The sequence below is a fragment of the Flavonifractor sp. An306 genome, from assembly GCF_002159455.1.
Classification (GTDB): Bacteria; Bacillota; Clostridia; order Oscillospirales; family Oscillospiraceae; genus Flavonifractor.
The window spans coordinates 1-12,330 of sequence record NZ_NFIQ01000090.1 but is presented as its reverse complement, the minus strand read 5'-3'; the positions used below and the strand labels follow the sequence as shown (position 1 = coordinate 12,330).

The 12,330-nt window shown below is 58.4% G+C and carries 18 protein-coding genes and 1 riboswitch; of the genes, 11 read left to right on the top strand and 7 right to left on the bottom strand.

Translation table 11 applies throughout. The annotated features are described in order from the left end of the window. Positions 1-145 precede the first annotated feature (145 nt). The gene (locus B5F88_RS16810; RefSeq protein WP_087348374.1) at positions 146-766 is read right to left on the bottom strand and encodes an ECF transporter S component; all 621 of its coding nucleotides are present in this window, start codon (positions 764-766) and stop codon (positions 146-148) included. An 83-nt stretch (positions 767-849) separates the two neighbouring features. Beyond that, a riboswitch (FMN riboswitch) is annotated at positions 850-984 on the bottom strand. Between the two features lie 97 nt (positions 985-1,081). Between B5F88_RS16810 and B5F88_RS16805 the strand changes: the two genes are divergently transcribed. Next, positions 1,082-1,651 carry an SLOG family protein gene (locus B5F88_RS16805; protein WP_343286478.1) on the top strand — a complete coding sequence of 190 codons (570 nt, stop codon included), beginning with the start codon at positions 1,082-1,084 and terminating at the stop codon, positions 1,649-1,651. 43 nt (positions 1,652-1,694) lie between these two features. Here B5F88_RS16805 and B5F88_RS16800 read toward each other — a convergent pair whose 3' ends face one another. The 6 genes from B5F88_RS16800 to B5F88_RS16780 form a co-directional block, all read right to left on the bottom strand. Further along, on the bottom strand, positions 1,695-2,303 hold the full coding sequence (locus B5F88_RS16800) for a hypothetical protein (protein ID WP_242959850.1): 609 nt from the start codon (positions 2,301-2,303) through the stop codon (positions 1,695-1,697). A 182-nt stretch (positions 2,304-2,485) separates the two neighbouring features. Then, positions 2,486-3,970 (bottom strand): recombinase family protein, encoded by a 1,485-nt coding sequence (locus B5F88_RS16795; protein ID WP_087348370.1) that lies wholly within the window; start codon positions 3,968-3,970, stop codon positions 2,486-2,488. A 78-nt stretch (positions 3,971-4,048) separates the two neighbouring features. Further along, positions 4,049-4,309 (bottom strand): Txe/YoeB family addiction module toxin, encoded by a 261-nt coding sequence (locus B5F88_RS16790; protein ID WP_087348368.1) that lies wholly within the window; start codon positions 4,307-4,309, stop codon positions 4,049-4,051. Continuing rightward, positions 4,302-4,559: a type II toxin-antitoxin system RelB/DinJ family antitoxin gene (locus B5F88_RS16785; RefSeq protein WP_087348366.1), complete on the bottom strand. Its 258-nt coding sequence runs from the start codon at positions 4,557-4,559 to the stop codon at positions 4,302-4,304. The genes B5F88_RS16790 and B5F88_RS16785 overlap by 8 nt, the downstream gene beginning before the upstream one ends. Before the next feature lie 194 nt (positions 4,560-4,753). After that, entirely contained in the window at positions 4,754-5,449 is a 696-nt protein-coding gene (locus B5F88_RS20395) for a hypothetical protein (protein ID WP_140402162.1), read from the bottom strand. Between the two features lie 42 nt (positions 5,450-5,491). Next, positions 5,492-5,962, bottom strand: coding sequence for a S24 family peptidase (locus B5F88_RS16780; protein WP_087348363.1), 471 nt, complete (start codon positions 5,960-5,962; stop codon positions 5,492-5,494). 325 nt (positions 5,963-6,287) lie between these two features. Here B5F88_RS16780 and B5F88_RS16775 point away from each other — a divergent pair, with 325 nt between their 5' ends. The 10 genes from B5F88_RS16775 to B5F88_RS21160 all read left to right on the top strand — a co-directional run. Beyond that, positions 6,288-6,572: a hypothetical protein gene (locus tag B5F88_RS16775; RefSeq protein ID WP_087348361.1), complete on the top strand. Its 285-nt coding sequence runs from the start codon at positions 6,288-6,290 to the stop codon at positions 6,570-6,572. 228 nt (positions 6,573-6,800) lie between these two features. After that, entirely contained in the window at positions 6,801-7,016 is a 216-nt protein-coding gene (locus B5F88_RS16770; RefSeq protein WP_087348359.1) for a helix-turn-helix transcriptional regulator, read from the top strand. A gap of 39 nt (positions 7,017-7,055) precedes the next feature. Then, positions 7,056-7,505: a helix-turn-helix transcriptional regulator gene (locus B5F88_RS16765; protein ID WP_087348357.1), complete on the top strand. Its 450-nt coding sequence runs from the start codon at positions 7,056-7,058 to the stop codon at positions 7,503-7,505. A gap of 34 nt (positions 7,506-7,539) precedes the next feature. After that, a complete protein-coding gene (locus B5F88_RS20805; RefSeq protein ID WP_162612224.1) occupies positions 7,540-7,695 on the top strand; it encodes a hypothetical protein in 156 nt (51 codons plus the stop codon). Between the two features lie 44 nt (positions 7,696-7,739). Continuing rightward, positions 7,740-8,051, top strand: a complete 312-nt coding sequence (locus tag B5F88_RS16760; RefSeq protein WP_087348355.1) for a hypothetical protein — start codon at positions 7,740-7,742, stop codon at positions 8,049-8,051. A 139-nt stretch (positions 8,052-8,190) separates the two neighbouring features. Next, positions 8,191-8,967: a hypothetical protein gene (locus B5F88_RS16755; protein ID WP_087348353.1), complete on the top strand. Its 777-nt coding sequence runs from the start codon at positions 8,191-8,193 to the stop codon at positions 8,965-8,967. Then, positions 8,961-10,373 carry a DnaB-like helicase C-terminal domain-containing protein gene (locus tag B5F88_RS16750; RefSeq protein ID WP_087348351.1) on the top strand — a complete coding sequence of 471 codons (1,413 nt, stop codon included), beginning with the start codon at positions 8,961-8,963 and terminating at the stop codon, positions 10,371-10,373. The genes B5F88_RS16755 and B5F88_RS16750 overlap by 7 nt, the downstream gene beginning before the upstream one ends. A gap of 19 nt (positions 10,374-10,392) precedes the next feature. After that, complete coding sequence (locus tag B5F88_RS16745; protein WP_087348349.1) at positions 10,393-11,178, top strand: ParA family protein; 786 nt, start codon at positions 10,393-10,395, stop codon at positions 11,176-11,178. Beyond that, positions 11,165-12,118, top strand: coding sequence for a DUF3102 domain-containing protein (locus B5F88_RS16740; RefSeq protein ID WP_087348347.1), 954 nt, complete (start codon positions 11,165-11,167; stop codon positions 12,116-12,118). The genes B5F88_RS16745 and B5F88_RS16740 overlap by 14 nt, the downstream gene beginning before the upstream one ends. Further along, the coding region (locus B5F88_RS21160; RefSeq protein ID WP_204246262.1) for a hypothetical protein at positions 12,115-12,330 on the top strand (216 nt) is incomplete at its 3' end. The genes B5F88_RS16740 and B5F88_RS21160, both read left to right, overlap by 4 nt.

Below are 12,330 nucleotides of genomic sequence, written 5' to 3'. Positions count from 1 at the left end.
TTCTCGTCCTGCTGCCGCTTTGGGATACAAAAGCCCCGTTCAGTACAGAACCGAACAGGGCTTTCGATAAATTCACTTTTTCTGTGTCTACTTTTGCTTGACAAGTGCACGCGGTTCATTCCGCGGCGGTCCTTTTTGTATAGGCTCAGATCTGGTCGGCGGCCTTGCGGGGGCCGGAGGCGAAGGCGTCCCCATGGACGATGTACCGGGAGACCACCTTGTACACCAGGAAGGTGATGGTGGAGTTGACCCCGGCCTTGATCAGATTGAAGGGGGCGATGAAGGGCACCAGCAGGGTGTCCACATAGGCCCGGTTGGCGGCCACGGCGGCGGCGTCGCTCCAGTCCTGGGTGATGAAATAGGGGGTGATAAAGTGGTTGAACACCATCATGGCGACAGTCATGGCCAGCACGCCGGCTACCAGGCCGATCACCGCGCCGGAGCGGGTGTGGCGGAACTTATAGATGGTGCCCGCCACCAGCACCAGGGTGGAGGTGGCGAAGATGTGCATGGCGATGCCCATGACGCCGCTCTGGGCGCTGACAGTAAATCCCTGGATCAGGCTGGCCACCACCGTCAGCACAATGCCGGCCAGGGGGCCGTAGGCGAAGGTGCCGATGAGGATGGGGATATCGGCGGGGTCGTACTCCAGGAAGGACACCGGGGCGAAGATGGGGAAGTGGACCAGGGACACCAGCACGATGGACAGAGCCACCAGCATGGCCATTACGGCCAGCTTCTTGATACGGGCAGATCTTGCGGACATAATAAAACACTCCTTTGAAATCAGTAACACCTGAAAGACCATGTCTTCCAGGTGTCAAAATCAAAGGAGCGTGCGCAATTTCAACACATCTTCTTCCATCCAGACTTCGCGCCCGGGTCTGTGCGCGTCACTGTCGGTCCCGGAGTTCCACCGGGTCAGCCATACGGCTCGCGGACTATACCGCCGATCGGGATTTTCACCCTGCCCTGAAGACAGTTCATTCAGTTGTTCCACCCTCATTATACACATTCCGAAGAAAAAAGCAAGTGAAATATAGGACTTTTTGAAAAAACAAATGTTCGATAAAGCGTTGACTTGTCCCATTGGATATACTACAATGAAAGCCGAAAACGGATTCGGCAAGGGAAGGAGGGGAGGAAGCTGGACCGGGAGCGTACCTGTACCTTTACCGGCCACCGGCCGGAAAAGCTGCCCTGGCGGGATGACGAGGAGGACTCCAGATGTCTGGCGCTGAAAGCCCGGCTGGACGAAGCGGTGGAGGAGGCCTATGACCGGGGCAAGCGGCATTTTATGTGCGGCATGGCCCGTGGGGCGGATTTTTACTTTTGCGAGGCGGTGCTCAAGCTGCGGGAGCGGCACCCGGAGGTGACGCTGGAGGCGGTGATCCCCTGCGAGGAGCAGGCCGCTCACTGGCGGGAGCGGGAGCGGGAGCGGTATTTTACCCTGGTGGAGCGGTGCGACTGCGAGACCATGGTGCAGCGGCACTACGACAAGGGATGTATGCTCCGCCGCAACCGCTATATGGTGGACCGGGCTTCTCTGCTCATTGCCGTGTATGACGGAATGCTGGGGGGTACCATGTACACCCTCACCTATGCCATGCGGCAGGGCATTGACGTGGAGATTCTGGATATCGCGGAATAGAGAGGAGGGCCTATCTGGTGGGATAGGCCCTCCTTTCCGCCGTTCAGCAGTGGCAGCCCTTCAGCTCCCGGCAGTTGTCGGGGGCGGGGCCGTTGGGGGGGAAGAACTCGTTGACGGGGAACTTCACGTGGCGGAAGATCTCGCAGGGGTCCTCGTCGCCGCAGCCGCCGCAGGCGCACTCCTTCTCCGGCAGACAGTAGTCGTACACCGGCATCAGCAGCTGGGAGTCCCGCTCCAGCCGGATGATGGAGAACTGGCCCAGGGTGACGTAGATCCGCTTGCCGTCCCCGCCGAAGCACAGGTCGCTGCCGAAGCAGGAGCAGATGCAGGGGGGGATTTCGGACAGGCAGCAGTCGCAGGGGTGACACTCGCACACGTCCACCAGCTTTATGTTGAGCACGATGGGGTCCACCACCTCCACCACCGCGGTGGGCAGGTTGGTCTTGCGCAGGTTCTGCTCATCCAGACCGTCCACCGACAGGTCGGAGGAGAACACCTTGGCGCTGCCCTCGCTGCCGAACAGGATCACCCGCTTGTCAAAGACGCACAGGCCGCAGACCTCCACCGGCCGGGCGGCGCCCACAAAGGCGTCGGCGGTGACCTTGTAGAAGTAGCGCACGTCCACGGTGTAAAAGCCCCGGTGGAAGCTCACCGGCTCCACGTCGATGTATGCGTACAGCAGCTCGGCGCTGCCCGCCTTGATGCTGACGGCCCGGTCGATGGCCGCCTGGGAGTTCTGGGTGGGGTAGAACCGCAGATCCTCGATACAATCTTTATCGGAAGATATAGCGTTTTATATACTCTACCAAACCCTTGGGGCGCAAGGGTTTTCCATCAGAAGGGTTTTAAGCTGAAGCGCAGCTGGAAGTCGGTGGGCGCAGTTTTTTTCTTTTTTTCGTACCATATGGTATCCAGCACGCTTTTGAGCATGGCGTTGCGGCCGGCGGGATCGGCGGCGTCGTAGGCGTCCAGCACCCCCCGGATCTTCCTGGCCAGGGAGGCGGGGTCGGCCAGCTTGGCCTGCTCTATGGTGCGCTCCGTCTCCCGCTGCCGGCGCTCCAGTCCGGCAATCTTCTCCTTCACCGCCGCCATCCGCTCCCGGAAGGTGGGTAGATCGTACTCCTCCAGCTCCAGCAGCTCGTACAGCCGGTTTTTCTGCCGCTGGGCGGCGGTCAGCTCCTTCTTGATTGCCTCCAGGGTGCTGTCCAGCACGGCGGTGTCCCGGCCAGTCCCGGCCTGCTGCTCCAGCTCCATGCGGGCCAGTGTCTCCTCCAGGTAGGACAGCACCCGTGCCTCCACCAGCTCAAACTTGGTGGAGGCGCAGCACCCCGGCCGGGTACACAGCAGGTAAGGGGAGCCCTTCATGGTCATCCGCTGCATGTGCTGCCCGCAGTTGGCGCACAGCACCAGCCCGGCCAGGGAGCTGCGCACCGTGCCGTCATTCCGGGAGGGGATGTACCGCCCGGCCAGGATGGCCTGTACCTGGTCGTAGGTCTCCTGGGAGATGATGGCCGGATGGATCCCGTCTACGATGGTCCACCGCTCCCTGGGGTTGTAAATGGTGATGTGCTTGGGATTGCCCTTGGCCCCCTTGCGGATGTGGGTCTTTTGATCCCACACGATCTTGCCGGCAAAGGTGGGGTTGCGCAGGATGTGGGCCACGCTGTTCCGGGTGAACTCCGCCGAGCGGTGGGGCCTGGCCCCCAGCGAGTTGACATACCGGGCGATGGAGACGCAGCCGTAGCCCTGGAGGTAGAGGTCGTACATCATCCGCACGAACTTGGCCTCCGGCTCGTAGATCTCCAGGGTTGGTTTCCGGTCTACCGTCACCTTCCGGTAGCCATAGGGGGCGTTGGCCACATAGCAGCCGTCCTGGATGGTCTGCTTCAGCCCCCGGCGCAGCCGCTTGTTGATGATCTTGTACTCCCGGCGGCTCATAAAGGTCTTGAACTCTGCCAGCTCGTCGTCCAGGTCGTCGGACAGGTTGTAGGTCTTTTCCGGGGTGACGATGAGGGTGCCGGAGTCCCGGAAGGCGTCCAGGATGATGCCCTGGTCCTTCATCCGGCCGCGGGAGAGCCGGTCCAGATCCATCACCAGCACCGCGTCATACCGGCCGTCCTCCACGTCCTCCAGCAGCCGCAGCATCTCCGGCCGGGCGTACAGGCTCTCCCCGCTGACCACCTCGTAATAGGTCTCGATGATATGGATGTCGTGGGTGGCGGCGAAAGTGGCCAGGGCCTTGCGGTGCTTGGCCAGTACCTCCTCGGTGTCCATGCCCTCCTCCATCCGGGATTTGCGGAGGTATTGGGCTGCGTCCATGTCTGTCACCTGCCTTTTGTGGCACAAATGTTCGATTTCTGGCAGTTTAAGAGGCCGGGGCGAAAGCCCCGGCTTTTTTCATGCCCCATAGTGTGTACGGCACTGTGCAATCTCCACCCGGCCGTCCCGGATCCGATAGACCAGACGGTGGGTGTCATCAATGCGGCGGCTCCACCAGCCGGAGAGATCCCCCTTCAGAGGCTCCGGCTTGCCGATTCCCGTGTAGCCGTTACGGTCCACATCTTTCAGAAGCTGGTTGATCCTGCGAAGCATCTTCTTGTCCTGCTGCTGCCAGAACAGATAATCCTCCCAGGCCTCATCATGCCATACCTTATGCATCGTCCACCTCAACCAGTTGGTGGACAGTTCCGCTCCCGGCATCCAGGTCGGAGATGGCCCGGCGCAGGTGGGCCTGGTTTTCGGCGGAGTAGAAGGGGTCCATCCGCACCTCGAAAGGCAGGCCGTGGCAGAGCAGACACTGCTTCAGGAAGATGGTGGTGGCGGTGGTCATGTTCAGGCCCAGATCGTTGAACAGAGTTTCCGCTTCCTTCTTCAGGTTGTCGTCAATACGGATGTTAATATTGGCCATACCATCAGCTCCTTTGCTTCTAGTATAGCATATGTGCGCACAATGTCAACATATATTGTACGCCATGTAGCTTGGATTCAAGCAGCGCGTTGGCTGTCTCCGGTGAGATAGTCAATCTCTATGCCCGGCTGGATGTTATAGGCGTAGATGTTGAAACAGACCCCGGCGCCTTCGTCCTCGACGGAAGTTACCCCTTAAAATGTAATCGACCATTCATCTTCGCAGTCAACAGTAAGAATAAGTGGATCTCCCTTGATCATAACAGTACCTTCATACGGATCAGTTGTATTTACCATAAGATTATCACGTGAAGTGCCATATGATTTTACCGCAAAGTGTGCAGAACTGTTATTACCTGATATCGTGGCAGTGGTACCATAGCTGGAAACCAGCAGGACGCTATCCCCTGCTCCTGTTACTGTTTGTCCCTCACTAATAGTTGGCATTTCAAGAATGGATACAAGTTCAATTATCCAAGCACCTTCAGCACTTACTTCCAATGTAGATGTGCTTTGTGAGGGGTCTAAAGTGATACCACTATATGGTTCCGTTGTGTTTACAAATAACTCAGTACTATTTCCTGTAGCATCATAGCCTTTCACGGCAAAATGTCTAGAATCTGTATTCCCACTGATTCGGAAAACATAGACACCTTCGGGAGGAGTAATAGAAATAACATCATCCCCGCTCCCAGTATATGAGACAGGTTCTGGTATAACGATCGGCGTGGGTTCTGGTGTCGGCGTCGGAGTTGCCTCTGCAACGGGGGTGTCTAATGGGACTGGATCTGCTGAAAGAGATTGGTTTGAACCATCAGAATTCTGAGTTGTTGTGCATCCGGAAAGGAAAAGCAAGGTCAAACAAATAAGCAGTGAGACGAGCTTTTTCATTGCTATCCGTCCTCTCTCCATGTGTCCAACTCGGACACTTTTTTATTTTATCTTCCGCCGCAGTTCTACCACCACGCCGATGATCTGCACGGGGAAAGATTCAATCTCGGCAGGGGAGTAGATGCGCGGAGGATAAGCCGGATTTGTGGGGCGCAGCTCCAGGCTGCCGTCCCCTCGGATCATGACCTGTTTGAGGGTGGCCGCATCGCCATTGACCAGAACGGCACAGTCGTCGCCGCTCTCACAGGTCGTTTCTTTTCGGAGAATGACGGTGTCACCCTCCAGATAGCGGGGATACATGCTGTCCCCTCTGACACGCAGGCCAAAATACTGCCGGTCTCCGGAGCCCCAGGCCGCCGGGATCTCCTCCCAGTCCAGGATGTCCTCAATGGCCTCCAGGGGGATGCCAGCGGGGATTGTGCCCAGCACGGGAATACGGATGCCGGCGGAAGAGCTGCCAGACGCCTCACCCAGCAGCTCGCTGGTGGTTACGCCTAAGTAATCAGCAAGCATTTGGACTTTGGCAACGGAGGGGATGCTTCCCCGGCTTTCGATGTGGTTTAATAAATTCTTTCCGGCACCGCTTTCATCGCAAGCGATGGTTGGTTTGACACCCCTCTTTTTGCAAAGATCTTTGACGTTTTGCACAAAAAATTGGACATCCAAAGGGCATCACTCCTATTATAAAAAGAATTCCAAAAAATCATAAATTGGGGATATACTATTGACAATCATAAATTGGGGATTTATGATTAACCCGTAGCAAATCAAGACAGTGTATGGAGACGTAAAAGCCAAAAAGCCGCATTGATGGAATCAAAGTCAACGGAGGCATGCAATGAAAGCGTTCAATTTTGAGATGGCGCTGGCTGATGCAGCCATTACCGCATTGGAGAGTCTGACAGAGAAGGAATTGACCCCTGGATCTGTCAAGGTGGCGCTGATTCTGGCGACTGACTTTGTCGATATGACAGAGTTTGGGAAATCATTCGACGGAGATTACTTGAGGAGAACTAGTACTCCGGAGGGGATCCGCCGGCTGCTGGAATCCCATCAATACCGAGATGATGATGGAGAGCACGGCGACCAATACAGCAATAATCCCTACAATGTTATCAAGTAACCACTTCCGTCGAGCCGCATGGCGAGCGGATTTTTGGGCCAATTCTTCACGGAGTTTCATTTCAGCCTGGGTTTGCTCCACTTGAGCCATAAACTCCTTGCTGATTTTTGGAATTTTTATATCCATAGCCCCTCCATGCGAAAGGTACAGTTGATAACACAGGTAGTTAGCTTATTGTAAATCATATCACAGGAGAGAGAAAAGGACAACCGGAAAGGAGGAAAGAATTTGAAAATCAGAGAGCTGCGGGAGCGCAAAGGGATGACTCAGGCGGAGCTGGCCCGGGCGGTGAAGGCATCAAGACCAACGGTTTGCATGTGGGAATCCGGTGCCCGTAGGCCTGGCCTGGACTATCTCCCGGTACTGGCCGATGTACTGGAGTGTTCCATTGACGCCCTTTATGGCCGTGCCGGGCCTGGGCGGTCAGACGGGGAAGCAAGCTGATTCCAATATCCATTTTACCCTGCCAAGGAGGAGATAACCATGCCGGAGGAGAACCGGAATACTTATAAAACCTACCGCAAAGCTGCCGGACTGACTCAGGAAGCGGCAGCAGAGCGGCTGGGCATCAGCGTGGAGAGCCTGCGTGCTTATGAGACCGGCCAGCGGATTCCATCCAATGATGTGGTGGAGCTGATGTCCATTTTGTACAACGACCTGAGCCTGATCGTCCGGCATGTCCATTCGACCAATAACCTTTACAACCGTGTGGTGCCGGAGATCCAGCCCAAGTCTGTCTTGGAGGCCAGTGCCAAGCTGACCAACCGTATTTTCATCTTTGCGGAGTCCCACGCCGACCGTCGGCTGCTGCGGATCACTGAGGATAACGTCATTGATGAAAGCGAGCGGGCCGAGTTTGATGCCATCATGGAGGACCTTCAGGAGATCGTGGAGGCCGCCCTGGAGCTTCGGTGCGCCCGGGAATCCTCGTAGGGAAACCTCAAGAACACAGAAGGAGGGGTACAAGGTGTGCAACCAAAAGAAGAAACTGGAAGATGCCATGATGGATTTTTGCATCCGGGTACTGAGCGGTAATAATCAGCCGCAAGAGGTAGCGATCCTTCCAGAAATTCTGGATCGGTTGCTGGAGGAGCTGGAGACGCAAAAGCGTATCCAAGCATAGGACAGCCTGGGAATCTCATACAACAAAGCGGGGGAGGGATACATATGCATGATTTGAACATTGAGCCGCTGGAGGAGCTGGAGATTACCACGAAGGTCATCCATGAGAAGATCGGCCGGTATGAGGTGGACACCATCATGACCCGCCGGAAGGGGCTGCACTGGCTCACCGAGATGTCGGGGGAGCGGGTGCTGGTGGACGAGAGTGCCACCATGGACTCGGGGGAGAAGCTGGGCACCACCCTGTGCTTTACGCCCCACAAGGATATTGAGGTCAGCGAGGAGGAGCGGGCTGCCAACCGGGAGTTGATCAAAAAGGCGGCCATCAAGGCCATGATAGACCGGGGAATCTGGTAGGAGGAACGGCCATGAAAGGGCAAAAAAAGAGGCCCCACTGTCTGCGGGCACAGACAGCAGGACCAAACAATGGTTTCGTGCATGAAAACCATAGTTATATTAGCACAAATGACATGGATTTGCAAGGGGGCAGAGGCCCGTGACAGAATATCATTTCAATGCCGAGCTGGCCCAGCGCCACGGGGTAAACGGGGCCATTTTCCTCCACGCAATGGCATTCTGGATCGCCAAGAACCAGGCCAATGGGCGGCACTTCCATGAGGGCCGTACCTGGACGTACAACACCCTGGAGGCTCTGGCCAAATTGTTCCCGTTCTGGACCCGCCGGCAAGTGGAGCGGATCGTGGCAAAGCTCAAGGAGGACGGGGTACTGCTTACCGGAAACTTCAGCCAAGACAAGACCGACCGGACGGTGTGGTACGCCCTGGCCGATAGCGTCCTGGAGGTGTACGGCCTCCTTGCGCCTTCCATTTCACCAGATGGTGAAATGCATTTCACCAAACCGGGGGAACCATTTCCCGATTCGGTGAAATGTAATAAGGAAACAGTTACTGACCAGTTAAATAATATACCCCCTATAGTCCCCCAAGGGGACAAGCCTGACACGATGGACCAGCAGGAACTGCTCTTTGAGCGGTTCTGGTCGGCCTATCCGCCCCGGCAGGGGAAGCGGGGAGGAAAGAAGGCGGCCAGAAAGGCGTGGGACAAGCTCAAGCCGGACCTGGCTCTGTGCCGCCGGATGGCGGCGGCGTTGGACAGGGACAAACGGTCTCCCCAGTGGCAGGAGGCTCACGGAAAGTACATCCCCATGGCCTCCACCTGGCTCAATGGCCGGGCCTGGGAGGATGAGTACATAGCTCCGCCGGATCAGCCGCCACCCAGGATGGCGGCCCGTGAGGAGGTGCCCACATGGTAAGCCTTGAGGCCAAAGACCGACTGTCCAACCAGGAGGCGGTGCTGGGTGCGCTGCTCATTGAGGACAAGCTGATCGGGCCGGTGCTGAGCAAGGTGTCGGACCGGGATTTCCTGGACGACGTCTACCGGCAGATTTTTCAGGCCATCCGGGCCCAGTTCGTCAGCGGCAAGCCGGTGGACCCGGTGACCGTCCGGGACAGGCTGGGCGGGGGAGAGGACTGGAGCAAGCTGCTCCTCCAGATCATGGATGATGTGCCCACAGCCGCGAACATCTGGGAGTATGTACCCCGGATGCAGGAGCAGGCCCGATTTGCACAGGCTCGGGGGATCGTCCTGGAAATGCATGAGGCCCGGGATATGGAGGAGATCCTCCGTGGTTCAGAAAAGATCCAGGCCCTCGCTGTGGAGCGGCAGGATGTGCGGCGGATGAACATGGAGCAGATGCTCCACTCCTTCTGGAACCGCCACACCACGCCCCATCAGTACATGACTTGGGGGCTGTCCAAGCTGGACGAGCAGCTTTTTGTTGACCTGGGGGACATGCTGGTGCTGGGCGGCTATCCCTCCGCCGGAAAGACCGCCCTGGCGGTGGCCTTCGCCTACCACCAGAGCGAGGCCAAGCGGGTGGGGTTTTACTCCCTGGAGACCAGCCGCTACAAGCTGGCCGACCGGCTGATCGCCAACATGGCGGGCATTGAGATGGCCGCTATCAAGCGGGGGGCCCTCACCGAGCAGGAGTGGACCCAGGCGGCCAACGCATCCCAGGATATCCTCCAGCACCAGCTGGAGCTGATCGACGCCTCCGGCATGACGGCCAGCGACATCCGGGCGGATGCCCTGGCAAATCGTTATCAGGTCGTCTACGTGGACTACCTCCAGATCGTGGAGCCGGAGACCCGCAAGGCCAACCGCACGGAGCAGGTGTCCGCCATTAGCCGGACCTTTCAGCAGATGGCCCACGGCAACGGGATTCTGGTGGTGGCACTGTCCCAGCTGACGCGCTCAGAAAAGACCCGGGACGAGAGCAAGTACATTGAGCCCACTATGAGCGACCTGCGGGAATCCGGGCAGATCGAGCAGGACGCCGACGCCATCCTGCTCCTCTATCTGGAGGACCCCTCCAGGCCCAACGAGAGCCGCCGGGTGCTCAAGCTGGCCAAGAACAAAGACGGCGAGCGGGGGCGGATGTACCTCACCTTCGACGGGGCCTATCAGCGGTTCCGCCAGTCCGTGGTAGAGCAAGCGGCACCCCAGACGGCCCCCATGAAGCGGCCCAGGCAGTACAAACAGGTGAGTTTTGCCGACCGCTTCTGGGAGGGTATTTATGACGATGGCCCCAACGACCCTTTCCGGCCGACCGAAAAAGATCAGACCGGCGGCGCCGACGGGCAGGCAAAGCCGGAGTAAGAAACAGGAGGACTTGTGCATGAAAACATTTGCCATTGTCAATCGCAAGGGCGGGGTGGGGAAGACCACCACCGCCGTCAATCTGGCCTATGTGCTGGCCACCAGCTGCGGCCTGCGGGTGCTGCTGGTGGACGCCGACGGGCAGGCCAACGCCACCCAGATTCTGCTGCCTTCCGGCGAGTACGCCGGCCTGGGCGCTCTGCTGCGGGGGTACGCCATTTGCTACGACGAGCTGACCGTACATACCGATGTGCCTGGCCTGGATGTGCTCCCGGCAGCGGAGGACCTGTGGGCCCTGGATTTGGAGGCCGCCGGGGGAAACCGGGGCCGTTGTTACCGGGCCGTGCGGGATATGCGGGAGGCCATGGAGGAGGACAACGCCTATGACGTGATGGTCATTGACTGCCCGCCCAATCTGTCCGCTGCCTGCGTGTCCGCTATCCTGGCCAGCGACGCGGTGATTATCCCCGTGCTATCCGACGCCTGCTCCGCCACCGGCGTGGGCGATCTGGTGGACCAGATCGCCAGCCTGCGCTCCCTACACCCGGAGCTGCGGGTGGCCGGGGTGCTGGTCAACCAGTGGCACCGCTCCCCCGTGGTGGAGGATTCGGTGGCCTACCTCCGGGAGGAGGGGCTGGTGCCGGTCTATGATACCGTGATCCGCCGCACCGACAAGGTACCGGAGAGCTCCTGGGCCCGGATGGCGGTCCAGGCCTGGAGCCCCTTCTGCTCGGCGGCCCGGGACTACCGGGCCTGGGTGGCGGAGCTGCTGGAAAAGGAGGGTATCCAGTATGGGAAAGCCTGACCTGGGGGCGCTGATCGCCCAGACCATAGCACCGCCCGCCGGGGAGCGGGACATTGAAACCATCACCGGAGAGATTCTGGACGCCAAACGGGCCGGGGGAGAGGCCATCCTTACCATCGGACGGTGCCTCATTGAGGCAAAGGACATGCTCTCCCATGGAGAGTGGCGGTCTTGGCTGGAGGAGCGGGTGGAGTTCTCGGAACGATCCGCCCAGCGGTTTATGAGACTGGCCCGGGAGTGGTCAAATCCGACAGCGCTGTCGGATTTGGGTGCCACCAAAGCATTGACTCTGTTAGCTTTGCCTCCGGAAGAGCGGGAGCAGTTTATGGCGGAAAATAATGTCATTGACATGTCCGCCCGCCAGCTGGAGCAGGCCATCAAAGAGCGGGACGAGGCCCGGGCGGCGGCCGAGCACGCTGTGGTGGAGCAGCACACGGCAGAGGCTGCCAGGGCAAAGATGGCGGAGGATATGAAGCTCCTCAATGTCCGTTTGTCTGGAGCCAACGAGGACCGGGAACAGGCCATGCAGGACGTTGCCCGTCTGGAGGCTGAACTGGCAGAGTTGAAGGCAAAGCCGGTTGAGGTGGCCGTGGAGACGGTGGTGGATCAGGCCGCCGTGGACAAGGCAAGGGCTGACGCTATTGCCGAGATGCAGGCCAAACTGGACAAGGCCAAGGACAAGCAGAAGCAAGCCGAGGCCGCTGTGGAGGTTATGAAACGCTCCATGGAGGAACAGGAGAAGGCGGCGAAGAAGGCTGCCATGTCCGGGGATGTGGAGATGGCCCAGTTCGATGCGTTTTACGGCCAGGTCAAAGAGATGGGCAATAAAATGAATGACCTGTTAATCAAGGCCAGAAGCAGGGAGGATAAGACAGTAGCCTATGTTATGGAAAAGGCCTTGCGGTATCTAGCGGAGGCATTTGGGGGGTGCGCGGAGTGAGTGCTATTGAGAAACTGAAGGAACAGCAGTCAAAAGTCCCCGTACGCTCCGCCCCTTGGATGGTAGCCGAGCAGCTTATAGATATCTGCCGCCGGGAACCGGCCTGTGCCGAGCTGATTGCCCAAGACCTGGACAACCCAGATATGTCCATCGTTGAGGCGGAGAAAAAGATCAAGGCTTTCGCAGACAAGCATAAGAGTGGGGGATCTTCC

Bases quoted from the DNA above. Each gene is read 5' to 3' on its own strand.
- B5F88_RS16810 (WP_087348374.1), bottom strand. From the start codon at position 766: ATGTCCGCAAGATCTGCCCGTATCAAGAAGCTGGCCGTAATGGCCATG.
- B5F88_RS16795 (WP_087348370.1), bottom strand. From the start codon at position 3,970: ATGGACGCAGCCCAATACCTCCGCAAATCCCGGATGGAGGAGGGCATG.
- B5F88_RS16790 (WP_087348368.1), bottom strand. From the start codon at position 4,309: ATGCATAAGGTATGGCATGATGAGGCCTGGGAGGATTATCTGTTCTGG.
- B5F88_RS16785 (WP_087348366.1), bottom strand. From the start codon at position 4,559: ATGGCCAATATTAACATCCGTATTGACGACAACCTGAAGAAGGAAGCG.
- B5F88_RS20395 (WP_140402162.1), bottom strand. From the start codon at position 5,449: ATGAAAAAGCTCGTCTCACTGCTTATTTGTTTGACCTTGCTTTTCCTT.
- B5F88_RS16780 (WP_087348363.1), bottom strand. From the start codon at position 5,962: ATGCTTGCTGATTACTTAGGCGTAACCACCAGCGAGCTGCTGGGTGAG.
- B5F88_RS16775 (WP_087348361.1), top strand. From the start codon at position 6,288: ATGAAAGCGTTCAATTTTGAGATGGCGCTGGCTGATGCAGCCATTACC.
- B5F88_RS16765 (WP_087348357.1), top strand. From the start codon at position 7,056: ATGCCGGAGGAGAACCGGAATACTTATAAAACCTACCGCAAAGCTGCC.
- B5F88_RS16760 (WP_087348355.1), top strand. From the start codon at position 7,740: ATGCATGATTTGAACATTGAGCCGCTGGAGGAGCTGGAGATTACCACG.
- B5F88_RS16750 (WP_087348351.1), top strand. From the start codon at position 8,961: ATGGTAAGCCTTGAGGCCAAAGACCGACTGTCCAACCAGGAGGCGGTG.
- B5F88_RS16745 (WP_087348349.1), top strand. From the start codon at position 10,393: ATGAAAACATTTGCCATTGTCAATCGCAAGGGCGGGGTGGGGAAGACC.
- B5F88_RS16740 (WP_087348347.1), top strand. From the start codon at position 11,165: ATGGGAAAGCCTGACCTGGGGGCGCTGATCGCCCAGACCATAGCACCG.